This window comes from Bacillus sp. Je.9.29.b (assembly GCF_051129925.1).
Classification (GTDB): domain Bacteria; phylum Bacillota; class Bacilli; order Bacillales; family Bacillaceae; genus Bacillus; species Bacillus safensis.
Window position 1 is genome coordinate 105,449 of record NZ_JBCPSO010000008.1, and the last position, 25,592, is coordinate 131,040.

At 42.8% G+C, this 25,592-nt stretch carries 23 protein-coding genes; 6 read left to right on the plus strand and 17 right to left on the minus strand.

All coding sequences use genetic code 11. The features are described 5' to 3' along the window. Positions 1-4: 4 nt before the first annotated feature. Positions 5-295, minus strand: a complete 291-nt coding sequence (gene gatC, locus AAZR19_RS16455; protein ID WP_024424549.1) for an Asp-tRNA(Asn)/Glu-tRNA(Gln) amidotransferase subunit GatC — start codon at positions 293-295, stop codon at positions 5-7. Positions 296-703: 408 nt separating this feature from the next. Between gatC and putP the strand changes: the two genes are divergently transcribed. Next, positions 704-2,185, plus strand: coding sequence for a sodium/proline symporter PutP (putP, locus tag AAZR19_RS16460; protein WP_041108664.1), 1,482 nt, complete (start codon positions 704-706; stop codon positions 2,183-2,185). Positions 2,186-2,352: 167 nt separating this feature from the next. Then, entirely contained in the window at positions 2,353-3,045 is a 693-nt protein-coding gene (locus tag AAZR19_RS16465) for an MgtC/SapB family protein (protein ID WP_024424547.1), read from the plus strand. Between the two features lie 43 nt (positions 3,046-3,088). Here the strand turns inward: AAZR19_RS16465 and AAZR19_RS16470 are convergent, their stop codons facing one another. The 6 genes from AAZR19_RS16470 to AAZR19_RS16495 all read right to left on the minus strand — a co-directional run bounded on the left by AAZR19_RS16470 (position 3,089) and on the right by AAZR19_RS16495 (position 11,158). Further along, the gene (locus AAZR19_RS16470; protein WP_163115649.1) at positions 3,089-4,096 is read right to left on the minus strand and encodes a phosphotransferase enzyme family protein; all 1,008 of its coding nucleotides are present in this window, start codon (positions 4,094-4,096) and stop codon (positions 3,089-3,091) included. 127 nt (positions 4,097-4,223) lie between these two features. Further along, entirely contained in the window at positions 4,224-5,420 is a 1,197-nt protein-coding gene (locus AAZR19_RS16475) for a CamS family sex pheromone protein (RefSeq protein WP_163115650.1), read from the minus strand. Positions 5,421-5,435: 15 nt separating this feature from the next. Beyond that, a complete protein-coding gene (gene ligA, locus AAZR19_RS16480) occupies positions 5,436-7,442 on the minus strand; it encodes an NAD-dependent DNA ligase LigA (RefSeq protein WP_349905926.1) in 2,007 nt (668 codons plus the stop codon). Positions 7,443-7,482: 40 nt separating this feature from the next. Continuing rightward, positions 7,483-9,705, minus strand: coding sequence for a DNA helicase PcrA (pcrA, locus tag AAZR19_RS16485; RefSeq protein ID WP_024426683.1), 2,223 nt, complete (start codon positions 9,703-9,705; stop codon positions 7,483-7,485). 57 nt (positions 9,706-9,762) lie between these two features. After that, entirely contained in the window at positions 9,763-10,455 is a 693-nt protein-coding gene (locus AAZR19_RS16490) for a heptaprenylglyceryl phosphate synthase (RefSeq protein WP_041108669.1), read from the minus strand. Positions 10,456-10,642: 187 nt separating this feature from the next. Next, positions 10,643-11,158 carry a hypothetical protein gene (locus AAZR19_RS16495; RefSeq protein ID WP_117612521.1) on the minus strand — a complete coding sequence of 172 codons (516 nt, stop codon included), beginning with the start codon at positions 11,156-11,158 and terminating at the stop codon, positions 10,643-10,645. Positions 11,159-11,721: 563 nt separating this feature from the next. Here AAZR19_RS16495 and AAZR19_RS16500 point away from each other — a divergent pair. Beyond that, positions 11,722-12,072, plus strand: coding sequence for a DUF2283 domain-containing protein (locus tag AAZR19_RS16500; protein WP_041108670.1), 351 nt, complete (start codon positions 11,722-11,724; stop codon positions 12,070-12,072). A 47-nt stretch (positions 12,073-12,119) separates the two neighbouring features. On the opposite strand, the gene AAZR19_RS16505 is transcribed toward AAZR19_RS16500, so the two are convergent. Continuing rightward, the gene (locus tag AAZR19_RS16505) at positions 12,120-12,350 is read right to left on the minus strand and encodes a hypothetical protein (RefSeq protein ID WP_039176971.1); all 231 of its coding nucleotides are present in this window, start codon (positions 12,348-12,350) and stop codon (positions 12,120-12,122) included. Between the two features lie 139 nt (positions 12,351-12,489). Here AAZR19_RS16505 and AAZR19_RS16510 point away from each other — a divergent pair, with 139 nt between their 5' ends. Next, positions 12,490-14,070, plus strand: a complete 1,581-nt coding sequence (locus AAZR19_RS16510; protein ID WP_041108671.1) for an FMN-binding glutamate synthase family protein — start codon at positions 12,490-12,492, stop codon at positions 14,068-14,070. Between the two features lie 248 nt (positions 14,071-14,318). Here AAZR19_RS16510 and AAZR19_RS16515 read toward each other — a convergent pair whose 3' ends face one another. Further along, the gene (locus tag AAZR19_RS16515) at positions 14,319-14,633 is read right to left on the minus strand and encodes a YerC/YecD family TrpR-related protein (protein ID WP_024424524.1); all 315 of its coding nucleotides are present in this window, start codon (positions 14,631-14,633) and stop codon (positions 14,319-14,321) included. A 560-nt stretch (positions 14,634-15,193) separates the two neighbouring features. Then, positions 15,194-16,936 (minus strand): adenine deaminase C-terminal domain-containing protein, encoded by a 1,743-nt coding sequence (locus tag AAZR19_RS16520; protein ID WP_024426688.1) that lies wholly within the window; start codon positions 16,934-16,936, stop codon positions 15,194-15,196. A gap of 125 nt (positions 16,937-17,061) precedes the next feature. Between AAZR19_RS16520 and AAZR19_RS16525 the strand changes: the two genes are divergently transcribed. Then, complete coding sequence (locus AAZR19_RS16525; RefSeq protein ID WP_024426689.1) at positions 17,062-17,283, plus strand: YgaP family membrane protein; 222 nt, start codon at positions 17,062-17,064, stop codon at positions 17,281-17,283. Between the two features lie 32 nt (positions 17,284-17,315). On the opposite strand, the gene AAZR19_RS16530 is transcribed toward AAZR19_RS16525, so the two are convergent. The 4 genes from AAZR19_RS16530 to AAZR19_RS16545 are packed head-to-tail and all read right to left on the minus strand — an operon-like array spanning position 17,316 to position 21,300. Beyond that, entirely contained in the window at positions 17,316-18,581 is a 1,266-nt protein-coding gene (locus AAZR19_RS16530) for a peptidase (protein ID WP_226015358.1), read from the minus strand. 14 nt (positions 18,582-18,595) lie between these two features. Continuing rightward, a complete protein-coding gene (locus AAZR19_RS16535) occupies positions 18,596-19,261 on the minus strand; it encodes a 3-oxoacid CoA-transferase subunit B (protein ID WP_041108675.1) in 666 nt (221 codons plus the stop codon). After that, positions 19,237-19,923: a CoA transferase subunit A gene (locus AAZR19_RS16540; protein ID WP_041108676.1), complete on the minus strand. Its 687-nt coding sequence runs from the start codon at positions 19,921-19,923 to the stop codon at positions 19,237-19,239. Before AAZR19_RS16540 ends, AAZR19_RS16535 begins: the two co-directional genes overlap by 25 nt. A 12-nt stretch (positions 19,924-19,935) precedes the next feature. Next, positions 19,936-21,300, minus strand: coding sequence for an aspartate aminotransferase family protein (locus AAZR19_RS16545; RefSeq protein ID WP_041108677.1), 1,365 nt, complete (start codon positions 21,298-21,300; stop codon positions 19,936-19,938). 191 nt (positions 21,301-21,491) lie between these two features. Here AAZR19_RS16545 and AAZR19_RS16550 point away from each other — a divergent pair, with 191 nt between their 5' ends. Then, positions 21,492-23,150, plus strand: a complete 1,659-nt coding sequence (locus tag AAZR19_RS16550) for a PucR family transcriptional regulator (RefSeq protein WP_041108678.1) — start codon at positions 21,492-21,494, stop codon at positions 23,148-23,150. Here AAZR19_RS16550 and ablB read toward each other — a convergent pair. From ablB to purD, 3 genes are all read right to left on the minus strand, one after another. Further along, positions 23,145-23,990, minus strand: coding sequence for a putative beta-lysine N-acetyltransferase (gene ablB / locus AAZR19_RS16555; protein WP_041108679.1), 846 nt, complete (start codon positions 23,988-23,990; stop codon positions 23,145-23,147). The genes AAZR19_RS16550 and ablB overlap by 6 nt on opposite strands. A gap of 21 nt (positions 23,991-24,011) precedes the next feature. After that, complete coding sequence (locus AAZR19_RS16560; protein WP_041108681.1) at positions 24,012-24,206, minus strand: hypothetical protein; 195 nt, start codon at positions 24,204-24,206, stop codon at positions 24,012-24,014. Positions 24,207-24,317: 111 nt separating this feature from the next. Next, complete coding sequence (gene purD, locus AAZR19_RS16565; protein WP_041108683.1) at positions 24,318-25,592, minus strand: phosphoribosylamine--glycine ligase; 1,275 nt, start codon at positions 25,590-25,592, stop codon at positions 24,318-24,320.

Below are 25,592 nucleotides of genomic sequence, written 5' to 3' on the forward strand. Positions count from 1 at the left end.
TCCTTTAGTCCAAAATTGATGGCACACGAATATAGCCGTCTTTATGATCAGGCGCGTTTTTGACGACTGCCTCAATGGAAAGACCTTTATTCGGAACATCTTCTCTCATGACGTTTTTCATTTTTAATACGTGTGTAGTAGGTTCAACGTTTTCCGTATCTACCTCGTTTAACTGCTCTGCAAATGAAATGATGCTATCAAGCTGTTCTGTAAACATCTCAGCTTCTTCTTCTGTAATCGCAAGCCTTGCTAAATGGGCAACGTGCTTGACTTCTTCTATTGAAATTCTTGACATGCAGGTTCACCTCCAAAAATGATGCGTACTCGTGGTCATGATCATAAGTCATATACACTTTATCATATCAAATTTTACTGTTCTAAAGCAACTTTACGCAGGCTTCAGAAGGTAGCCATTCTCCCCATCACCCTTAAAACCAGAAAGTATGAAAATGATTTGTATCAGAAGTTGATTATTTATCAGAAAATTTTTTCTTTTAAATGTTTTTGATAACGCTTACATATAGATTCTTATCAATCATTTACGCATTTTTTTATGTAAGAAAGAGGTTTAAGAAGGTTGATCAGCAGGGAATACTCTGTTAGGTTAAGTAACCATAGCAGTGAGCAGACAGACGATTTGAATGTTCTTGTATATTTTGAATGAGGTGATGTCAAATTAATACGAAAAAGGTGATATGGAAACATGAGTATTGAGATTGGAATTTCTCTAGCTATTTATTTTATTGGAATGCTGGCCATTGGCTGGTATGCATTTAGAAAAACAAATGACTTAAATGATTATATGTTGGGCGGACGCGGGCTGGGTCCTTACGTGACAGCTCTATCTGCTGGTGCTTCAGATATGAGCGGCTGGATGCTCATGGGGCTTCCAGGCGCGATGTATACAACAGGGCTTTCGTCAGGATGGCTTGCTGTTGGTTTGATTAGTGGGGCTTACTTGAATTATCTATTTTTAGCTCCTCGCTTACGATCGTATACTGAGGTTGCTGATGATGCGATCACCATTCCAGACTTTTTTGACAAACGATTTAAAGATTCTTCTACTTTATTAAAAGCTGTCTCAGCTGTCATTATTATGATTTTCTTTACACTGTACACCTCATCAGGTATGGTATCTGGCGGTCGTTTATTCGAATCTGCGTTTGGTGCCAATTATATATTTGGTTTAATTTTAACCTCTAGTATCGTGATCTTATACACTTTATTCGGCGGCTTTTTGGCAGTGAGCTTAACTGATTTTGTTCAAGGAGCCATTATGTTTTTAGCATTAGTGCTCGTGCCGATCGTTGCCTTTACTCAATTAGGTGGCCCAATTGCCACGTATCAAGATATCCAACAAATTGATCCAAAATTGCTTGATATATTCAGAGGAACGAGCGTCATTGGCATTATTTCCTTCTTAGCATGGGGGCTTGGTTACTTTGGACAGCCGCACATCATTGTTCGATTCATGGCCATTACGACTGTAAAAGATTTAAAACCAGCACGTCGTATCGGGATGAGCTGGATGATTGTGTCTGTTATTGGTTCACTGTCTGTTGGATTAGTCGGTGTCGCTTATGTACATGAGACTAGTACCACTTTAGCAGATCCAGAAACCATCTTTATTGTGTTTTCTAAAGTGTTATTCCACCCGTATATTACTGGATTTTTACTCTCTGCTATTTTAGCTGCGATTATGAGTTCGATCTCTTCACAGCTGCTTGTGACTGCAAGTGCCATGACAGAGGATTTATACCGAACCTTCTTTAGAAGAAAAGCGTCAGACAAAGAACTAGTGATGATTGGGCGTATGTCTGTATTGGTGGTTGCCATTATCGCGCTTTGTCTTTCACTTAATCCAAGTGATACCATTCTTGACCTTGTTGGTTATGCTTGGGCAGGCTTTGGATCTTCATTTGGTCCAGTCATCCTTCTATGCCTATATTGGAAGCGAATGAACCATCACGGTGCACTTGCAGGAATGGTTGTAGGGGCAGTTGTAGTGTTAACATGGATTTCAACCGGCTTGAATAATACAACTGGCTTGTACGAAATGGTTCCAGGATTTATTTTGAGTGGTTTGACTGCCATCATTGTCAGCCTCTTGACCAATAAACCATCTAAAGCTTCTAAGAAACTGTTTACCAAAATGGAAAATCATCTTGAAGAAGAATCAAAATAAAGAATTGAAGAGTCATCTGCCCAATGCGGATGACTCTCTTTTTAAATAAAATAAAAAGCTTTTCTTTCTTCAGAAACTGAATAAAATAAGAGTTGTGCAGCTATATGGGCTGTGAGAAGATCATATACATGTTGTGAAACGTACATGAAGTGAAAGGAGCGATACGCATGTTTTGGACAATTGAATGGGATACAGTCTTAAAATTAGCCGTGGCCACCTTAATCGGTCTGATTATCGGGCTTGAACGAGAGCTGAAGAAAAAGCCCCTCGGCTTAAAAACGTGTATTGTCATTGCTGTCAGCTCCTGCGTCTTAACCATCATCAGCATTGATGCAGCCTACAATTTCCCTCGAGTCTCTAAGCTTCAAATGGACCCACTCAGGTTACCGGCGCAAATTATATCAGGTGTTGGTTTTATTGGAGCAGGTGTAATTCTTCGAAAAAGCAATGATGTCATCTCAGGTCTCACGACTTCTGCGATGATCTGGGGAGCAGCAGGACTTGGGGTTGCAACAGGTGCAGGGTTTTATAAAGAAGCCTTCCTCAGTCTTTTCTTTATTCTCATTAGTGTTGAATTTCTACCATGGCTCTTCCAGCGGATCGGACCGATTCGCCTGCAGGAAAAAGAAATCCGCATCAGAATGTCTCTTTCTGATCGAAACCGCATGACCGATATTTTAAAAGAAATGAAAGCCCTCAATATCCGTATTCATTCTGTTCGAATTGATGATTTAAAGGAAAAGGATTATCCGATCATGGAAGTACGCGTACGTGTGCATAAAGACCGCTATACAACCGATGTGTACTTTGATATTAAAGATCTAGAAGGCGTCGTTGGCGTGAAGTGTGATACGGTGTAGTCATAAAAAACCCCTTGCTGTTTGACACAGCAAGGGGTTTCTTTTATCGGGCCAGCTGTTGAAAGTCAAAAGGAGTAATTGGTGTTTTTTGCTCAATTTCCTTTCGAAAACATGACAGCATGGCTTTTTGGTCAGAAGTCATTGTTTGGAGATCAAATGCTTGATGTAAAAGCCCATAAATAAGCATATGACGCAGCATGAGAAAATCAGGAATTGTTGCCAGCCACGCGTCATCAAGCTCATTTTCCTGTCGATAGCCTTTTAGAAAATGACTCATAAATTCTGCCGTAAATTCAGCTTTATCATCATATGGAATCACTGGATACCAAAGAACATTGTATAGCAAAATACTAATATCATTGATAAACCAGTGATATCCAATATCATCAAAATCGAATGCGATAATCTCTCCTTGATGATAATGGAAGTTTCCATGATGCAAATCAGCATGCACCAGCCCATACACATCCTTCGAAATTCGGAGCTGGTGAAGCTTTTGCATCAGTTCATCTTTTCTTCGCAAAACAACCGTTTGATCAGACGGAATATATTGATCCAGCTTTAATTGCTCCTCTTCATACCACTCTTGACGCTTATAAAGAGGATCTTTTACTTGATATCGTTTTGTTATTTGATGCATTCGTCCTGTATAGGACCCTAACGCTTCAAACAGCTTCCCATTCCAATCTCCTTCATTCACTTTTCTCCCTGGTGCTTTTTCATACACACGAAGTAAAAATGCGCCTCCGGCTTGATCAGGAATGGTTTCAACGTCTTTTCCTCTTGCTGATGAAATCGGCTTTGCTACGGAAATACCATGATGAGCCAGGAATCGAATCCAGTCCATTTCTCCTAAAATATATGTGGGTGAACGACGAATGGTATGGGTGATTTTTAATATATAATTCTCCCCATTCATTGCCTTATATTCATACACATAATTTTCTGCATCGGCTAGAAATGTGACTTGGTCAAGCTGAAAGTCATACAAATGAGCCGCTTTCTTTAAGACTTTCTGTTCATCGTATCGTGCTTTTACTTCTTTATGCATGCTGATTCTCCTTTATCGTCTTTTTAAATGTTCTTGACGGTAATCAGCATTATACGAGCATCAACATACCTGCCTTTCTTCTTGGTTTCTCCTAATATTTTGACAAGAGTTTGGAAATCCCTCTTATTTAGTCATATATATGAACAGTCGGTTCTTTGTCTTCAGCATTTTTCGTAATCAAGGCTTCTTGTTGATCAGAAGATGTAATGTTGATTTCGATATTGGTACTCTTGTAGTAATCCATGACTTCACCGGTTAAATATTGTGTGAAGGCTACGACTTCCGTTTTTCCATAGAACTGCATTGGAATTTCGATTTTCATTTTTTGCAGGTTGCCGTTTTTGTAAAAGCCTTTTCCTACAACACCAGTATAATTCGGGAAGTAGTCTTCGACCTTTGTCTTGAAGCGGTCAAATCGCTCTGAATCATCTTTGTAGCTGCTTTTCGCATTATCTGAAGGGAAGAATACATTCTCCTCATTGATCGTATCCCAATTTCCGATATCAGCGGAGCCTGCTTTCACATCCGTTTTGGCGATAAAGTTACCTGGAACGATAGATGATTTTGGTGCTTGCTTATAAAGGGCAATCATGACAGGCACTTTTTGCAGTCCGTCCATTTGACGAATGCGCTTGACCACTTGTTCAGCGATTTTTTCACCCTCTGCCAAAAGTTTCTTTGAATTTTTCGATGAATCGATGGTCACCTCTTGCTGCGGGTCACCGATCTTTTCACGGTAATAATAAACAGAGTTCAGTGCAAGACCAATGACAACTCCGCCAAGCTGTAAGCTGTTTTTGTCTTTTCGAATTAAGTAATTATGCTCTAGCATGGAAGCTAAGTAGATGGGACTATTTTCATTTTTAGACTTTGTTGAACCTGAGTTTGGAAGAGCAGGATTTAAGCCTAGATTCTTAAAGTCTTTATCTTCTTTTTCTGCCTTTTTCAGATCACTGCCTGTTTTTTTGCGTGCCAGCCAGCTGAGAACGGTGTCCTCATCTAAATGCTGTCCTTCTTGGAAAAGATAGTCGTTAGTATTAAATGACTCTGTTGCAAGACGCATGAGTCCTGTTTCAAATTCATCAATGTCCAAGCGTGTGTTGAGACGCTCCGCTGTTAAACCTCTCGCAGCTCCTTGTTTAAACGGCAGTACCATTTTGTAATAGGAGTCTGAGATATTGTACATCGGGATGATGGCTGTTTCCTTTGTTTCCTTCGTTTCATCCGTTTTTTGTGTGACCTCTTCCTCTTCCTTTCCCCCAAAAGGTGCACACGCTGACAATACCAGTGTGAGCATTGTCAGCAGCAATAACAACTTTTTCAATAGAAAACACTCCTCTTATTTCTTTAGCTCCTCGAGCATTTTAGCTTCGTCCCAAATTTCAATATTGAGTTCTTCTGCCTTTGTCAGCTTACTCCCCGCTGCTTCTCCGGCAATGACTAGATCTGTTTTTTTACTCACACTACCTGCCAGCTTGCCGCCTAACGCTTCGATCGCTGCTTTTGCATCGTTTCGAGCCATTTCTTCTAATTTTCCTGTCAGCACAACGGTTTTTCCTGCAAAGTAGGAATCACTTTCTTCTGCTTTTACCGGCTTCGGTCCTGTATAGGTCATATTGACTCCAAGCTCTTTTAGTTCGTTTAGCAGATCGAGTATTTCTTCTTTCTCAAAGTACGTAACGACGGCATCAGCCATTTTTTCACCAATTTCGTCGACTTCAAGTAATTGTTCTTTCGTTGCTTGCTTTAATTGATCGATGTTTTCGAAATGCATCGCCAAGGTCTTTGCCGCTTTTGAACCAATAAATCGAATGCCGAGTCCAAATAGTAAACGCTCAAGAGAGTTTTCTTTCGACTGCTCAATCGAGCGCAGTAAATTGTCGACAGATTTTTCGCCCATTCGTTCAAGCTGAATGAGCTCTTCTTTCGTTAAACGGTAAAGGTCTGATACACGAGAGACTAGCTGTTCCTTGAAGAGCTGTGTAATGACCCGCTCGCCAAGCCCATCAATATTCATTGCATTACGGGAAACGAAGTGAATGAGTCCCTCACGTATTTGGGCAGGACATTCTGGATTGATGCATCGCAAGGCCACTTCGCCTTCGATTCGCACCAGCTCACTATGACACTCTGGACATTCAGTTGGCATGTGAAACGGCTTTTCTTCGCCTGTACGCTGATCGACAAGGACACCTGCGACTTCAGGAATAATATCGCCGGCTTTTTTCACAATCACCTGATCAAAATAGCGAATATCCTTTTCTTTGATCAAATCTTCATTATGAAGAGATGCACGCTGCACTGTCGTCCCTGCTACTTTGACAGGCTCAAGAATCGCTGTTGGTGTAATCACTCCTGTACGTCCGACACTTAGTTCAATATCAAGCAGCTTCGTTACGACCTCTTCAGCCGGAAACTTGTACGCAACCGCCCAGCGCGGGCTTTTTGCTGTAAAGCCGAGTTCTTCCTGCTGAGCCAATGAATCGACTTTAATGACAATTCCATCGATTTCATATGAAAAATCGGCACGCTTTACTTTTAATGTTTCAATGAGGTCGATGACTTCTTCGATCGTTTGGCACATCCGTCTTTCTTTGTTTGTTTTAAAGCCAAGTTCGTCGAGAAGATCAAGTCCTGCGCTTTGCGTTTCAACACCAATTTCATCAAGCTCCGCTATACTGTAGACGAATATATCAAGGTTTCGTTTCGCTGCAATTTTCGTATCAAGCTGACGAAGTGAACCTGCAGCCGCATTACGCGGGTTTGCAAACGGCTCTTCTTCGTTTTGTATTCTTTTTTCATTTAATGCTTCAAAAGAAGGTTTTGGCATAAATGCCTCGCCTCTCACTTCGATCGACAGAGGGCGTTTGATTTTAAGCGGGATGGAACGAATCGTTTTGAGGTTTTCAGTAATATCCTCCCCCGTTGTTCCATCGCCGCGTGTCGCTCCTCGGACAAACACGCCATTTTCATAACGGAGAGAAACAGCGAGTCCATCAATTTTCAGCTCGACATTGTAAGCGACATCGTCACCGACTGCTTGACGAACCCGGCGGTCAAAATCAAGAAGGTCCTGTTCATTAAACGCATTCCCAAGGCTGAGCATCGGTGTGCCGTGACGCACTTTTTGGAAGGCGTCTAAAACAGCGCCGCCTACTCTTTGTGAAGGAGAATCCGCTGATTTTAAATCAGGGTGTTCTTCCTCCAGAGAGATCAGCTCACGCATCCGCGCATCATATTCAGCGTCAGGAACACTTGGACGATCAAGTGTATGATATTCGTAGTTGTATTGATTCAAAATCTGGTGCAGTTCCTCGATCCGGCGTTTCGCTGCTTCTTTATCCATCTGCTTCTTCCTTTCAATTCATCCGTTTTGTCCTATCAGTTTATTGCTTCTCAATTGGTGCAAATGCTGCGAGAAGACGCTTAATGCCTGTAGGGCTTGGGAACGCAATGTCAAGCTCTGTGCTGTCTCCGCTGCCCTTCACACTGACAACCGTACCAACGCCCCATTTTTTATGGGCCGCTTTATCGCCCACAGCCCAGCCAATACTGCCGCCGCCTGTGTTTTGAATGGTTTGTGTTTGCGGACGTGAGACAGGTCCCCGTCTTTGCGGTCTTTCTCTTGTTTGGCCAAACGGTGTTTTTGTTTCTTTTTTCTCATTTAGGTTGTCCAATAAATCCGCTGGTATTTCTCGAATGAATCTTGATTCAAGGTTCATGTTCGTCCGGCCGAAAAGTGTTCTCATTTTTGCACTTGATAAATAAAGCTCTTCTTCAGCCCGTGTGATGCCAACATAAGCGAGGCGGCGCTCTTCTTCCATCTCTGCATCTTCCATTAATGAACGGCTGTGCGGGAAGACACCTTCCTCCATTCCCATTAAGAAAACAACAGGGAATTCTAGACCTTTTGCGGCGTGAAGTGTCATTAAGATGACGGCATCCTGATCTTCTTCTTCATTCTCATCCAGCTTATCAATGTCTGCGACGAGGGCGAGATCTGTCAGGAAGGTCACAAGTGACTTGTCCTCATTTTGTTCTTCAAAATTCTTAGTGACGGATAAAAACTCGTCAATATTTTCTAAACGGCTTTGTGCTTCAATCGTTTTTTCGAGCTTCAGCGCTTCACGATAGCCTGTTTTCTCTAGAATTTCTTCTGTTAATTCAGTGACAGATAAATAGTCCTGCATGTTTGTCATTTGATCAATGAGCTGTTTGAACTCATCAAGCGCATTGGCTGCCCGTGCACTCAGTCCAATGAAATCCACCTGACCAAGTGCTTCAAACATAGACAGATCATTCATCTCCGCATATGCCGCAATTTTATCAACAGATGTCGCACCGATTCCGCGCTTTGGTACGTTGACAATTCGTGCAAAACTAATATCGTCATCTGGGTTTGCCACTAGGCGTAAGTATGCCAAAATGTCCTTGATCTCTTTTCTGTCATAGAACTTCGTGCCGCCGACAATGTTGTATTGAATGTTGGCTTTCATTAACGTTTCCTCTATGACACGAGACTGGGCATTTGTCCGGTAAAGGATCGCAAAATCGGATAATTTGCGCTTTCCGCTCTGATGAAGCTGACGAATCTTTCCTGCGACAAATTGTCCTTCACCGAATTCATTATCTGCACGGTAATAGGCGATCTTCGCTCCTTCATCATTTTCTGTCCAAAGATTTTTCGGCTTCCGGTTTGCATTGTTTTGAATGACCGTATTTGCGGCATGCAAAATGCGTTTCGTCGATCTGTAATTTTGCTCAAGCAGAATCACTTCACTGGATGGATAATCTTTTTCAAAGGAGAGGATGTTTGTAATATCCGCTCCGCGCCAGCGATAAATAGACTGATCCGAGTCACCTACAACACATATATTTTGAAAGCGCTGCGCGAGCAGTTTCACAAGCATGTACTGCGCTCTGTTCGTATCCTGATACTCATCCACATGAATGTATTGGAATTTCCGCTGATAGTGCTCTAATACTTCAGGAATGCGCTCAAACAGACGAATTGTCATCATAATTAAATCATCAAAGTCGAGTGATTGGTTTTTGAGTAAACGCTTTTGATAATCTGTATAGACATCACTGACCACTTGATCATAGAAATCACCGGCTGTTTTGGCGTATTCCTCTGCGTCAATGAGTTCGTTTTTTGCACTGCTGATTGATCCTAAAATACTGCGCGGGTCAAACTTTTTAGGATCGATATTCCGTTCTTTTAAAATGTTTTTGATGACTGAAAGCTGGTCAGATGTGTCTAAAATAGAGAAGTTGCGATTCACACCAATGCGGTCAATATCGCGTCTTAAAATACGGACACACATGCTGTGGAACGTAGAGATCCAAATGTCATCTGCGCCAGGCCCTAAAATAGCCTGGACACGTTCACGCATTTCACGTGCTGCTTTATTCGTAAATGTAATCGCTAAAATGTTCCACGGCGCCACATGCTTTTCTGCCATTAAGTAGGCAATTCGATGTGTGAGCACCCGTGTCTTCCCGCTTCCTGCTCCTGCCATCAACAATAAAGGACCGTCTGTTGCTTTGACTGCTTCTTTCTGTGCGTCATTCAGCCCTTCTAATAGATGATTCGATATTTCATTCATTCCATTCACCGCCAATTCGAACTTATGTTCTATTTTAACCCGTTTCGTCTTATTTGACTATGATGACTTTTTGACTGCTTCGACTGTCTTTAATGCTTCTTTGAAATTGTCATAAATGACGTTTCCTACAACCACGACGTCTGCATGCTGGGAGAAGTCTTTTGCCTGCTTAGCGTTCTGAATGCCGCCGCCATAAAAAAGAACTGTTTCATCAAGCACTGCTTTTGTTTCTTTGACAAGCTCTATGTCTCCAAGCGTTCCGCTGTATTCCAGATAAAAAATGGGCAGCTTCATCAAATGCTCTGCCACTCTTGCATATGCCCTGACGTCATCGATATCCAGCGCTGTATTTGCCTCTGTGAGCTTGGCCGCTTTACAATCTTCATTTAAGATGACATAACCTTCAGGCACAATCTCTTCCATTGACATCAAATCACCGAATTCCTTCATTGCGTCCTTATGCAGCCCAACAATCCAGTCAGGGTGAGAGCTGTTTAAAACGGTCGGGATGAAATACAGATCAAAGCCAGGCACAATCATCTCATGTGTGGAGATTTCGAGCACACATGGCACTAGAAACCGGCGGACCTTTGACATCAATTGAAGCACATTGTCCTCTGTCACATGATCACTTCCGCCAATCAATATGGCATCCGTCCCAGATTCGCAAATCGCTTCTAGCTGTTCATCGGAAATTTCTTTATTTGGATCGAGTTTAAAGACATGCTTCCACTCGGTAACATCATACATGAAAAACGTTCCTCCATTCGTTTCATTCCATTTAAATATTATAACAAAATCAGTGTCTGCAAAAAATGGGTAACCTCCTTTAGCTAAAAGTTTCATTCTTTTGAAAATGGGTGGCGTAATTTAAAGATTTAGAAACAAAAAAGCAGATGCTAAGCATCTGCTTTTTTAATAAATGAACACAGTTTTTTTATTTTTCAAGTGGAGCAACTTGTGCTGTTGGTGCACCACATAGCAAGAAAAAGCCAAATAATACAGGAGGTGATACCGCAATTCCAGTTAAAGTTAGGAACCCTAGAACACTTAACCATTCACCTTTTTCAATAGCCTTTTGAACCTGATTTAAAGCCCCCTTGGTTATACCAAGAGCATCTTCAAGACAACGTTGAACAGTGTTTTTTTGTGTAGTAGCAATACCTTTTTGTTGATTCATATAGTTCGCAAAAGCGATCATGCCTTCTTTTTGATAAACTGGGTATGAAGCTTTTTCTAATTCCTTTTCGTTAACAACATAACCTGCTTCGTCATCAAATACTAGAATTTTAGTAAAGATATACTCTATTTCAGCTACAGATTTTTCAATTTGTTCTTTTGTTAACCCTTTCAATCCAGCCTCAGGATTTACTGAATTTTCAGCTGATGCTACTGGCACTATTGTTGCAATAGAAAGTAATAAAGCCAATGTGAATACAAATAATTTTTTCATCAATGTATAAACTCCCCTTTTCCTTAAAATAACCTAACAAATAACCATAAATTTGATTTTATGGTTATTTTTGATAATAACATATAGTGTTAGTTTAGTTTTCGTTTTAAGGTAGAAATAATTTGTTTTTACATAAATAGTGCTAATTCGACTTTTTTCGCAGAATTATGAGACTGTTAAAACCACAAATGAGATTCCCCAAGTTAATACTCCAAATAAAATAAAATATTTTAGAAAAAGTTCAAAATTAGTGAGCTTCCTCTCATTTCTAGTTTTCTTAAGTCTCCAATAAAAAGCATATGCGCACAACACAAGTACTATATGGCTCAGTTCAGACATTTTTTCAAAAAAATACAAATCCGCCATTTATAATTCATCTCCAATATAGTTAATTTATCCCTTTAAAGTATATACAAATATACATTCGTTGCACATCCTGCTATGTTCTTAATTTTAGTTTATTATAATAATTGATATTCTTTAATTTATCTTCGATACCCATTCATAATTTCAAATCTCGTTAATTAGCTACAGTTAAAATTAAAATGAAGCAGGTGACCCCATTGAAAAGAACGATTACATATGAACAAAATATAGACATCGGTTACATCTATATCACCCCGCAAGCGGAGCATATGAAAATCAAAGAAACCATTGAATTAGATGTCAATGAATGTGTCAATGTAGATATCGACAAAGAGGGCCGAGTGGCTGGCTTGGAGTTATTTGCAGAAGAATCCAAGGTCCTGCAGAACGTACCGGTTTATGAGGATGAGCTTTCTTTACGTTTGACGGATCAGGAAATTCTCTCAACCTATCAACTGTCAGGCGTTGAATTTCAATTCTCGACACCTGATCACAATGGGCTGATCGGTTTTACTATTGTCGATCCAATTCGCTATAACGTCAAATGAAAAACAAGAAAAACCCGTTTTGATCTTTCAAAACGGGTTTTTTCAAATTATTGTCTCGCTTCATTAAAATAATGGACGGATGTCATGGCTCCTTCGTCGACCATTTTGTTGTCTTGGATATCTAATGGATCTGGGTGGCCGGCTTTTTCAGGAACCTTTTCATCTGACCGGAACATGCTTGCCCATTTTTTCAGATGCTGTTTATTTTTTACCGCTAATAACACAGCTCCTCCAACCCCTAATCCTGCAAGTACATACGCATTTGGACGCTTATTCATGTATGTTCCCTCCCCTTATGATCTTATTTGTAAGTTACCCCGCCTTTTCATTTCTAAACGTCACAATATGCTGATGTGGTTTCTCTTTCATTAAAAAGTGGAATATCAACAGCAATGAAAGAGAAAAGAGGGGATCTTCATGACAACAACTTTAATTGTCATCGGCACATTGCTAGTCATTTGTTTGATCATCCCAATCATTCTATTGATCTGGATTTGGATGAGGGATGAAAAACAAGAAGAACATTCAGTTCTGCGAAATTATCCGGTCATTGGAAAGCTGCGGTTTATTTTTGAAAAAATAGGACCTGAGCTTCGCCAATATCTGTTTCTGAATGACCGAGAGGAGCTGCCCTTCTCAAGAAGAGAATACGAGCAGGCGGTCATGTCAGGGAAGTACAAAAGCCGGACAATGGGCTTTGGCTCAAAACGTGATTTTGACAAGCCAGGCTATTACATTCGAAACGTCCTGTTTCCAAAGCAGCGAAATGAACTTCGAATCGATCAATCTGAAAAAATCAAAACAAAAGTATATCAGATTGATCAAGACAATTTACTGCGAAGAAGTGAACATTTCAAAGAAGTCGAAGCAAATCCTTACTTTCTCCATCAAGAGGATGTACAAGTCATTGGCGAACACACATGTCAAAAGCCTTTCCGTGTGAAAGGACTGATCGGTCAATCTGCCATGAGCTACGGCTCCTTAGGCGACAGGGCGATTACAGCTCTATCCTCAGGATTAAAAATGGCCGGCGGGACGTGGATGAACACAGGTGAAGGCGGGCTTTCTCCTTATCACCTCAAAGGCGGTGCAGATATCATTTGCCAGATTGGGCCCGGTTTATTTGGCGTCAGAACAGAGGATGGCGCATTTTCCTTTGAAGAATTCAAGAAAAAAAGCGAACACGAGGAAGTCAAAGCCTTTGAACTCAAGCTGGCACAAGGAGCAAAAACACGCGGCGGTCATATTGACGGCGAAAAGGTGACGGAAGAAATTGCGAATATCCGTAAATTACCGCCTCACCAATCCATTGACAGCCCAAACCGCTTTGAGATGTTCCACTCCATTCCTGACATGTTTGATTTCATTGATCAGCTGCGGAGTATAGGCGGAAAGCCAGTTGGAATCAAACTTGTTGTCGGACATAAAGAAAATATTGAAGAGCTTGCCAGCTATATGAAAAAAAGCGGGAAACACCCTGATTTCATTACAGTGGATGGCGGAGAAGGCGGTACAGGCGCGTCCTTTCATGAATTGGCGGATTCCGCAGGGCTGCCGATTTTCACGGCACTCCCAATGGTTCATCAAATATTGAAAGAATACGGTGTCAGAGATCAAGTGAAGCTCTTTGCTTCTGGCAAACTTCTCTCGCCTGATAAAATTGCGATTGCCCTTTCAATGGGAGCTGACTTTGTGAATATTGCCAGAGGACTCATGTTTTCAGTCGGATGCATTCGCGCCCAAGTCTGCCACACGAATAAATGCCCAGTCGGGGTCGCCACGACTGACCCAAAGCTGCAAAAGGGTTTATCGATTGAAGAAAAAAAATACCGAGTGTGCAATTATATCCTGTCTCTTAGAGAAGGTTTGTTTAATTTATCCGCAGCTGCGGGAATAGAATCTCCTATTCATTTTAATGAAAAACATATTATCTTTAGACAAGAGAATGGTGAAACAAGCGAAGTGCCGATGTTCTCAGGCACACAGCCATCTGTCTAGCTCGAAAAGGTGCGGAAACGCGCCTTTTTTGACCTTTTCACTCAATCGCGTATAAAGTTTGCAAACAGTAGAGTTTAAGGAAATCATCTCTAGTGAAGATGGCATCTCCTATGAAGGAGAAAGATGGTTTATAGGCGAGCTAAAGTAAAAAAACAGGGACACTTTATCAGCCCCTGCCCGCCTTTTCATAAAAAAACTGCAAACAAGTCCATTTTTCGTGAAAAGGATTGTTTACAGTGAAAGCTGCTTTATTTTGTTTCGTTATTTTCCTGCTGTTCTGCTACGCGGTCAAGTGCCATCGTATAGGCATCGTTTCCGTAGTTCAAGCAGCGTTTGACACGTGAGATGGTTGCAGTGCTTGCACCTGTTTCCGTCTCAATTTTATGATACGTGTTTCCCTCGCGAAGCATACGCGCTACTTCAAGACGCTGTGATAAAGATTGGATTTCATTGATGGTACATAAATCATCAAAGAATCGATAACATTCTTCCAGGTCTTTAAGGGATAAGATGGAGTTGAATAACTGATCTAAGCTTTTGCCCCTTAATTTATCAATTTGCATCTTAATACATCTTCTCCTTTACTATTGCCACACCGCTTCGCACGATCTTCTTCTAAGAAAGCGGTATCTTTCCTGACTAATTTTTTAAAACCTCAGCAATGAGCTTTGAACAGATCATGACAGGTTTGGTTCCACGCTGAAAATGCCGTCAGGTTCTTTCGTAAGCCGAAGCTTCTTTATCGTAAACAAATTCGACAAGTTCTGTCATTTTCCTTGTATGACAATCTGACAAACTTGTTTGCTTCCGGTATAAAGATGACTTCTGCTTGGTTAGGTCTTCTGCCCTCATATACAGGCTTGCAGAAAGCTCGGCGAGACCACAAATATGCGCCCCGCCTTGCTCAGGTTATTCAAAATATGTTGGCCGGTCAGCGTAACCGGCAAAATCATTTTACAATTAAAGTACTTCATTCGTCATGTCAAAGCCCTCTGCTTTGTCAATAGCTCCACATAAGATCATTTTCACTTACATGGCAGTGAAGAGAACCATGGCTCACTTCTGCCCTATAACAGCAGTCAGAAAATGCGGCAAAGATGATACAGCTCCACTCTGTTATATTTTAACGCATTATAGACGGAAAGAGTACAGTTTTTTTCATGACATCAAATATTCCTCTTGGTGTCACTCGAATATACGGCAAATGTGTACTTTGGAAAAAGACAAGTGTATCAATTGGGCAGTCAAATGGATAGCCGCGCTCAATGAGCAGCTCACGCAATGTTTGTTCCTGCTGAAGAACAGTCTCAAACGGTTCAGCCGATGCACAGCCTGATAATTGCAGCGGGATTTCGTGCAAAATTTTCCCGTTCTCTGTGAGTACGATCCCCCCGCCAATTTCTTTCATCCGCTTATGTGCCAGCATCATATCTTCTTTATTTTTCCCGATCACTAAAATGTCACCCGTGAGCGAAAATGAGCTGACAAAGCCCTGCACTTTATTTGCGAACCCTTTTAGCATCGTATTCACACGCCACTCGCCTTTTCGGTCAATCAGGCTAAAGAAGCTTTGATCATGGTCACATGACAGCTGGTTGATTGAGTTATCAATTTCCACTGTATAAGGCTCCATGATGACAGCATTTCTCATCTTCACACCTAGCGGCATAGAGAATTGCAAATCACTCATCGTGAGGTCGTAGCTTAAATCTAATGGAGCAAGCCCGCCATTTTCCCATTTTGTTTCTTGGAATTGATGCTGGTTCTCGCCATCTAATTTGAGAATAACCCCTTTAGATATCACCGTTTCGGGATTTGGGTTCATTGGATCATCTAAAATATTTAAAGAAGCCAGCCGGCCTGGGCCAACAACGCCTAATAAATCATCAATTTGATAGTATTTTGCAATGTTAAATGTCGCCATATTATACGCATCAATGATCGGCACGCCTTCTTCAAGGGCAATCGAAATCAAACGGTTAATCATGCCTTCCTCATAAAAGTGAGGGGCAGCACCATCTGTTGTATAGAAAAAGTGATCATAGTGTCTAAAGTCACGCTCATGCAGTTCTCTTAAAATGTTCACTAAATCTGGGCGGATGGAAGAATGCCGCAATGAAACATGATAGCCAAGGGACAAGCGTTTTAACACATCGTCCGCATTCATCGCTTCATGATCACTGTCCGCGCCAAACAGCTTCATTTTTGTTAGCGTTTTCTCAGAAGCTCCAGGGAAATGCCCTTCAATTCGTTTTCTCTGCTTCTTTGTTTCTTGCATGCAATATAAAATGAGATCATCACCGTCCATCAATCTTGGCCAGCTTGTTAATTCGCCGCCTTGGAGGACGTCAGGATGATCAATCCATTCCTTCCGGTAGTTGACTGGCAGCATCTCATCTTCATATCTGACTTCCGTTTGAAGATCGTATCTGGACCACCAGAAATACTGAAATGGCTGCTTTTTTAATTCACATAGAGTGGAAAGCGCTTTCTTTTCATTGCTTTGCAAAAGAAGAAATAAGTTATCGCTGACCATTGTTGTTGTGCCAAATTGAGACACATATTCTGCAAGTGATTGGGGATTATAAATATGGAACGGATGCGCGTGAGGCTCTATATACCCAGGCACAATGTATTTCCCTTCACAATCAATCACACGTTTAGCTGATTTATTTTGAGGAAGCTCTGCTCCGACATAAACAATTCGATCATCATGTATCCAAATATTTGCCTTCACCCATTGCTTCAAAAACGGGTTAAGCACGAGTCCATTCGTTAAAAGGAGTGTTGGAACTATTTTTGAGTCGACTACATCGATTTGTGTGCGGATGTCATTGTTTCTCCAATTAAAAGTACGTTCGGACATTCACATACTCTCCTTCATTTGTATTAGCCCTATCGTAACATAACGAACTACGTTACGCATTAATGAAACGTTACAATTTCTTGAAATCACACTTAAAATAATTTAAAAAAGGAGATTCACCTTCAATGAAACCTAATCTCGGCTTAATGGAAGCGCTCATTAGAATTGCCTGCGGAATGACAATATGTACTGTGGCTGGATCCTTATATGCTAGAAAACCATGGAGTAAAATGCTGCTTTTTAGCATCATGTTTGGCGGTATGAAACTGGGATCTGGCATTCTTCGTTTTTGTCCAGTGACATATATGTGTGAGCAGCAGGACACACATAAAGAGAAGGCTGAGTAAGGCAGCCTTCTTTTTTTGTGATCATTTTCATCTCATTCCGCTGCTTCACACCATTCGACCATTGTTCCTGCAATAATTTCTGCTGCTTCAATCACATGCTCAATGTCGATGGATTCATTCGGAAAATGGGCAAGCTCCGTTGTTCCCGGTCCAAACACGATGATCGGAATACCCGCTGCCTGTGACAGTAATCCGCCGTCCGTTCCCCAAGGGGCGGCTTCGATTTTCGGCGGCTGCTTCATGACCGCTTCATATTGTTCCTTCAATAAACCTAAAAGAGGATGATCTGTATCGATTGAACCCGGAAGCCATCTTGCACCAAACCATTCGACCTCAACAGGATGCTCTTGGAACCATTCATCTTTTTCTCCGAGTCCTGCCATCCAATTTTCTAATTCCTTCTCTGCCTGTTCTACCGTTTCACCTGGCATCACCCCGAGCCTGCCTTCCATTGTGACAAGGTCTGCTACAGAGGATGGCCAATCGCCGCCTTGAATTTTCCCGATATTGATTGGGATCGGGATTGGGATATGCTGAAACAATGGCTCAGTGATTCGCTGATTTCTTTTTTCTTCAAGTGCCGCTATATGTGAAAGGACAATCGTGCTCTTTTCAATAGCAGAAACGCCGTGATATCTTGTTCCGCCATGAGCAGCCCTTCCTTTAATATGCAGTCTGAACCATTTAGATCCTTGCTGAATCGGAAAGATTTTCATATGACTTGGCTCTGGAATGATGGCTGCATCTGCTGTATATCCTCTCAGTATGGCTGCAAGGGTGCCTGCACCGCCGCTCTCTTCTTCGACAACACTATGAAACACGACATCTCCCTTCAGCGGAATCTGAAGCGCATGCAGTGCCTCAAGTGCAAAGAGTAAAGAAACGTTTCCACCTTTCATATCTGTTGCCCCGCGTCCATAAAGTCTCCCGTTTATGATATGCCCGCTGTAGGGCGGATATGTCCATTGTTTGTGATCTCCTGCCGGGACAACATCCACATGCCCATTTAATAAAATAGATTTGCCGCCCCCTTTTCCTTTCAATCGTCCGGCGACATTAGGACTTCCTTTAAAGGAACGTCTCGGGGAATAAAAATACGGGTGGTTCAGCAAGTCATCTCCGCCAATGTCCCACATGTCAACATCAAAACCAATGGCAGAAAGTTTATTTGCTACGATTTGCTGTACTTCTTGCTCATTTCCTTGTGTGCTGTCACATTGCACCATTTGCTGAAGAAGCGTCACGGCTTCCTCCTGATGCTCTTTCATCCAGTTTCTGATACGTGTGGTTGGCTGCAAGTCAGTCATCCTTTCTACACAACAGATTTGACATCAGGCGCTAAAATGAGCGGCGCCTCTGTCGCCCTCATGACATCTTCTGGCTGATACGGCGGCATGACTTCACGCAAAATGAGCAGCTGTGACTTGACCTCAATGACTGCCATATCCGTAATAATCAGGTCCACACAAGACTTAGCTGTTAAAGGCAGCGTGCAGGCTGCTTTTATCTTAGATTGCCCATGTTTATCAAGGTGGCTCATCACAACCACCACCTTTTTCGCTTTTTGCGCGAGCTCAATCGCCCCACCCATACCCGGCACTCGTTTCCCTGGCACAATCCAATTGGCAAGATCCCCATGACTGCTGACTTCAAGTGCACCTAAAATGGTCATATCCAGCATTCCTTTGCGAATGATGCCAAAAGCGGTTGTACTGTCCATATATGAGCCGCCTTTTGTTAACGTAATGGGGAAACCGCCGGCATTGCACAAATTCGGATCTTCTTCCCCTCGTGCTGGTGAAGCGCCTGCCCCCATAATGCCGTTTTCTGCATGCAGCCACACCTCGTAATGTGCTGGGATGTAGTCAGCTGCAAGGGTCGGGATGCCGATCCCAAGATTCACAATCATGCCATCTTCAATTTCCTGTGCCGCGCGTTTGGCTATGCGGTGTCTTAAATCGATGTCTCCCATGCCCATGTCCAGTTCACTCCTTTTGATTGCACGATCTGGTTCACAAATACGCCTGGTGTGACGATTTCCTCTGGATGAATCCCGCCCACAGGCACAATCTCTTCTACTTCCGCAATGGTCCAGTCTCCTGCCATCGCCACAATCGGGTTTGTATTCCGTGCACTTTTATCAAAAATTAGGTTGCCTGCTTCATCTGCTTTGAGGGCATTCACAATCGCGATATCCGCAGTCAGTGCAGGCTCAAGGATATACTTCTTTCCATCCAGCTGAACCAATTGTTTCTCATCAAGATTGAGACTATCCATGCCGACATCTGTCACAATGCCCGCTAAACCCATCCCGCCTGCCCTGATCTTTTCTGCTAGGATGCCCTGCGGGTAAAAAAGAACGTCTAGTGTACCTGCCTGCATTTTCTGCCCGGCAATTGGATTTGAGCCAATATGAGAGGCAATGATTTTCTTCACTCTTCCTTCTGTGATCAGCCTGCCAACACCGATTTCCGGGAAGCCTGCATCGTTTCCGATCAATGTCAGGTCTTTAATATTGGCTTCTAGAATGGCATCGATCAATGATGGCGGGGACCCCACACCGCCAAACCCGCCAAACATGATGGTCATTCCGTCTCTAAAATGCGTGATGACTTGATCAAAGTTCGCTGTTTTGTTCATCATCTTTCCTCCCTACATGGCAGATGGGAAAAACCCTCGATTGATGACTTCTTGCTCGACCTGCGTCATTGTCTGCCCGAATAAATGAATCAGTTCATCCATCTCCTGCTGCGTAATGGAAAGCGGCGGTGCGATCATGACCGCTGCACCTCCCACACCATCCTCTCCAGCGCTTGCTGGGTAAACAAGCAAACCATTTTGCTTGGCCGTCTCCACAACTAAATGTGTCATTTGAGCATGGGCAGGAAATGGTGTTTTCGATAATCGGTCTGCGACAAATTCAATGCCAATGAGCAGTCCCTTTCCTCTCACATCTCCTATGATGGAATGTTTTGTTTGCAAATCCTTTAAAGCATTCATTAAATATCGGCCAGACAGATCAGCCCGTTCTGAAAGCTGGTGTTTTTTCATATATCGAATGACAGCCAGTGAGACGGCTGCTGAAAGTGGATTGCCGCTATAAGTGTGGCCTGCCATCACAGAGCCCGAACCGCTGAGAATCGGTGCCATCACATGATCTGCTGAGACAGCTGCCGCAATCGGTGAATAGCCGGCGCTCATGCCTTTTCCGAGTACCATAATATCTGGTACGACGCCCCAATGTTCCATGGCAAACATTTTCCCAGTTCGTCCAAAGCCTGTCATGACTTCATCTGCAATCATTAAAATATCGTTTTCCTCACAAACTCGCTTCATCGCCGCAAAATATCCGTCTGGCGGAACAAGCGCCGCGCCCGCTGCTCCAACAATCGGCTCTGCAATAAAAGCCGCAATCCTCTCTTTTCCTATACGCTGGATGACGGTCTTAAATTCCTGTACATACCATTCGACCTGCTTGCTTTCTTCCTTTGGCAGCCACGAACGATAGCTGTATGGCGGAGACAGCACCGGGTGTTTTTCGAGCAGTGGTTCAAAGCGCTCTCTCCTTGCAATATGCCCTGACATCGACAGCGCACCGAGTGTGATGCCATGATAACTCATCCATCTTGAAATGATGTGATTCTTCTCACCCTTCCCCTGCTCCTGCCAATGCTGAATGGCAATTTTCATGGCGGTCTCTGTTGCCTCTGATCCGCTTCCGACAAAAAAAGACCAGTTCAGGTTCCCTGGGCAGAGCGTACTCAATTCATAGGCTAGTTCTTCTGCTGGTTCATTTGTGAATTGTGATCTGTACGTAAAGCTCACCTTTTCCGCTTGCTCTGTCATGGCATCAATGATGTCTCGTATGCCATGTCCAATACTCGCCGTGACAGCACCAGATGAGCCGTCTAAATATTTTTTCCCGTCCCGATCATATAAATAAATCCCCTCTCCTTTCACAGCCACAGGATAATGCTGATTCAACATCGGTTTGATTAAGTAATCCCGGGTCTCCACTTTGTCATTCCTCCCTCTCTCGTCAGCAGCTGCATCTTTCTTTTTTCATGAATCGCAAGAAAATTTTGTATACTTGTTATAAGATTAGCTTAATCAAGAGGGCAGTCATCCTCCATTCGCCACATGCCCGAATTTCACACGCATTTTTTATACATCGTGTATAAGAGTGTTCAAAAGGAGGTCATGAGTCTATGGCGATTCTCGTCAAAGATGCACTCTCGCTCGATATCATGAAGGAAACAAAGCTGCTTGCTGGGGAAAATGGACTAGACCGCCTCATTCAGTGGGTGACCATCGTGGAAATTATCGAAGATACTTCAAGGCTTTCAGAAGGGGAACTGCTCGTCACAACCGGCTTTGGGCTTGCAGACAATCAGGAAAGGCGCACCCGGCTTGAGGAGCTGATTCAATCTCAACGTCTATCGGCCATTGCGATTTATAAAGGCGTATACTTAACGGAAATTCCGGCATCACTGATCGAAGCTGCCAAAAACAGCGGCATTCCACTCATCGAGATTCCTTCACATGTCAACTTTTCAGACATTACAAAAGCCGTCCTAGAGCAAATCGTCAGCAGCCAGCTCCATCAGCTTAAATATTCTTCAGCGATTCACCAAAGACTGACCCATTTAAATGTCAGCAATAAAAATGTCACACAAATTACAGATGAGCTGGCACATCTCACTTCGGCGAACATCGTTGTGCTTGATGTTTTTTTACATCAAACAGCAGCTCATCTCATAAAAGATGAAGTGACGTACTCTCCTGCTTTTGGCTTTTTGACAGATCATGAACCAATCGAAACGACGCCTCTTCTTAAGCAGGCTGAGGAGAAAGGACGGCTCGTTTATGACACGTGCGGTGCGTTTGTCCTCGCTGCATGTCCGGTGATTGCGATGGGCGATATTTTCGGGTTTATTGTGTCTTTGAAGAAAAAGGATGCGTGGCATCATCTCGACGCGATTGCCATCGAGCATGCCGGGGCGGTGTATGCGATTGAATGGCTGAAGCAAAAAGCCATTCAAGATACAGAAAACCAAATGCAAGGTCATTTGTTAGATGATATTTTGCAGCAGCAATACACAGAAGAAAGCTATGTGGTCGAACAGGCAACAAAGCTGCAATACGATATGAGCGATGAGCAGGTGGTCATCTACTTTCAATTTCAGCATCAGCACACACAGCTCGATCACCAAATGATGCAGCGCCTATCTCAATTACTCACGTCGATATTTGAACGCAGACACATTCCTTTTTTACTTAAGACAAGGCTCGATTCCATTTTTGTTCTTACGCCAGCAGAAAAAAAAGCGTTTCAAGAAGCGGAGTGGTATCGTGCAGCAGAAGAGTGCCGGAGCACTTGGTCTTATTTTTTTCCCGTCCATCCGATTGTGATTGGCATTGGGAGAGCCTATGACCAGATCGGGCTCTTTGCAAAAAGCGCGAAGGAAGCACAGTATGCAGCAAGGCTTCTTCCACTTTTAAAGACAGACGAATGCATCATTCATTATCAAAAGCTCGGCTTATACGGGATGCTTCTTGAAATGAATGAAGCGGGTATGAATTTGCATGACTTTTACGTGGAGCTGTTAAGTCCCTTGCTTTATACGAAAAAACAGGGGGCTGACCTGATCCATACACTCGAAGTGTATTTGGCACACAATGAAAATATTCAAAAATCTGCGGGAGAATTGTTTATTCACAGGCATACATTAAGCTACCGGCTGAAACAAATTGAAACGAGAACAGGCTGCAGCCTCAAATCAACAGATGATCGGATGAAGCTGCAGCTCAGTATCATGGCGTACCGCCTATCTGGTCTGCTTGATCAGATGAGAACCATTTCATGATTCATTCGGCGTTTTCACCCATAGATTCATATCTTCAATTTTGTCAAAAATATAGCAGTTGTTTTGGAAACGCCCGGTATACGTATAGCCGAGCTGATAAAACACTTGGTTCATTCCATAGGACAGTGCACGTGCGAGAGAATAAAAGACATAGATGTGCATGGATTGAAGTTCTTTTTCGAGTGCTAGAATCAAATGATGCATGAATCCTAGTTTTCTGTATGATGGGAGGGTCGCACAATCTGTTAATTCCGCATGACCATACGGTGCATTGATTTCAGCAGATGCTGCACTCACAATGTGACCGTCAAGTTCAACGGCATAAAAGACGGTCCCTTCCTCCATCACCTTTTGGATGTAATCTGGCTCATTCATTGGCGTAGGATACGTTTCAAAAACGGTATCATAGAGCTTTGCCAGCTTGTGAATATCCTGCGTATCCGCTTTCCTCATCACATACTCATCCTGCCACATGCCTTGGTCTTTTTTGAGAGGCTTTTCCTGAATAGACGCAACAATTTCATCTTCCTTCAGCCAATACGGGCTGTTCATCCGTTCCTCCGTCAGAAAGAGAGACATGCCGTACGCATCACTTCCAAGAAAATAATGAGAAAACACGCCTTCAAGCCGAAAGCCTTTTTCTAAAAAAAGAGGCATATGCTCACGCCTGACTTTCACAATGACCTTAGAAGCCTTGCAGTCTGCCGCTTCCTTAAGAACCGACTGAATCACGTCCCGCACCCTGCCGCTGTAGTCATCCAAACGGATTCGCTCATTAAATGAATCAATACAGATCGAGGCAGAAAAACGCTCGTTTGCAAGTTCCTTCAATTGCACCATATACTCATCCTCTCTTATAAATCAGCTAATAAAAAAAATCCAAATGGAAAATGAAACAACGACGATACCAGAAAAAATCGACATGATCATATACCGAATGGCTGAGCCTTTTTTGGCTTTGTTTTGCTTTCCCGCTTCATACATGATGAGATTTGAGAACAGTACAAATAAAATAAGTAACACGATTGCAAATAGAATAATTCCTTGAATGACCATGCTCCCTCCTCATAAACTCGTCATCCCATACTACTTCTTCATATTCGAGCATCATCCCTTCTCATGAACAAAAAACACCTTTCCATCTCGTCAGATAGAAAGGTGTTTTGATTAAACGTTTTTCCCCGCTGCCTTCAGCGCACGGGCACCGATGTCACGGCGATAAAATAGACCTGGCTGTATGATTTCTTCAACCGCTTCATACACTCTTGATCTTGCCGCTTCAAATGTGTCGTCAAATGCGGTTACATTCGCTACACGACCGCCATTTGTGACGAATTGATCGTTTTCTTTTTTTGTTCCTGCGTGGAAGGTCACGACATCAGACACAGTCGTTTGCAAGGCACCGATCGGAGTCCCTTTTGCATAGTCTTCTGGGTATCCTTCTGATGCAAGAACCACACTGACAGCCGCAGTGTCTTTCCACTGTAAGTCCACATCTTTTCCATCAAGAATATCGAGGAAGACTTGGACTAAATCTGATTCAAGACGAGGGAGAACCACCTGCGTTTCAGGGTCGCCAAAGCGTGCATTGAATTCAATCACCTTTGAGCCTTCTGGTGTCAGCATTAAACCTGCATATAAAATGCCTGTAAATGGACGCCCTTCCTGCACCATCGCGCGAGCAGCCGGTTTCACAACGTCTTCCACCGCTTTTTGTACCACTTCATCTGAAATTTGCGGAACTGGTGAATAAGCGCCCATTCCGCCGGTGTTCGGCCCTTTGTCATCTTCAAAGGCCCGTTTGTGATCCTGCGCAATCACCATCGGGTACACCTTTTCTCCGTTGACAAAGGCCATGAGTGAAAATTCTTCGCCTGTTAAAAATTCTTCGATGACGACAGATGCACTTGCATCGCCAAACTTTTCATCCTTTAAGAAATCATGCAGACAATCGACCGCCTCTTCCAGCGTCATGGCCACTGTGACGCCTTTTCCTGCGGCAAGCCCGTCTGCTTTAATAACAATTGGTGCACCCTTTTCTTCCACATAAGTCTTTGCTTCTTCAAACGATGTAAAGGCAGCATAGGCAGCCGTCGGGATATCGTAATTCTTCATTAAATCTTTTGCAAATTCCTTTGAGCCTTCAATGACCGCAGCTTTTGCATTCGGTCCAAATACTTTTAGACCTGCTTCTTCAAATGCATCAACGACACCTGCGATTAAAGGAACCTCTGGACCGACAATGGTTAAGCCGATTTCGTTTTCTTTTGCAAAACGAATTAATGACTCATGATCGCCTTCGTCGATTGGTACAAGCTTCGCAGCATCTGTCATTCCATCATTGCCGGGTGCGACAAATACTTGGCTGACAAGTTCACTTTGATTCACTTTCCATGCGATGGTATGCTCTCTTCCGCCTCTGCCGATAATTAATACGTTCAC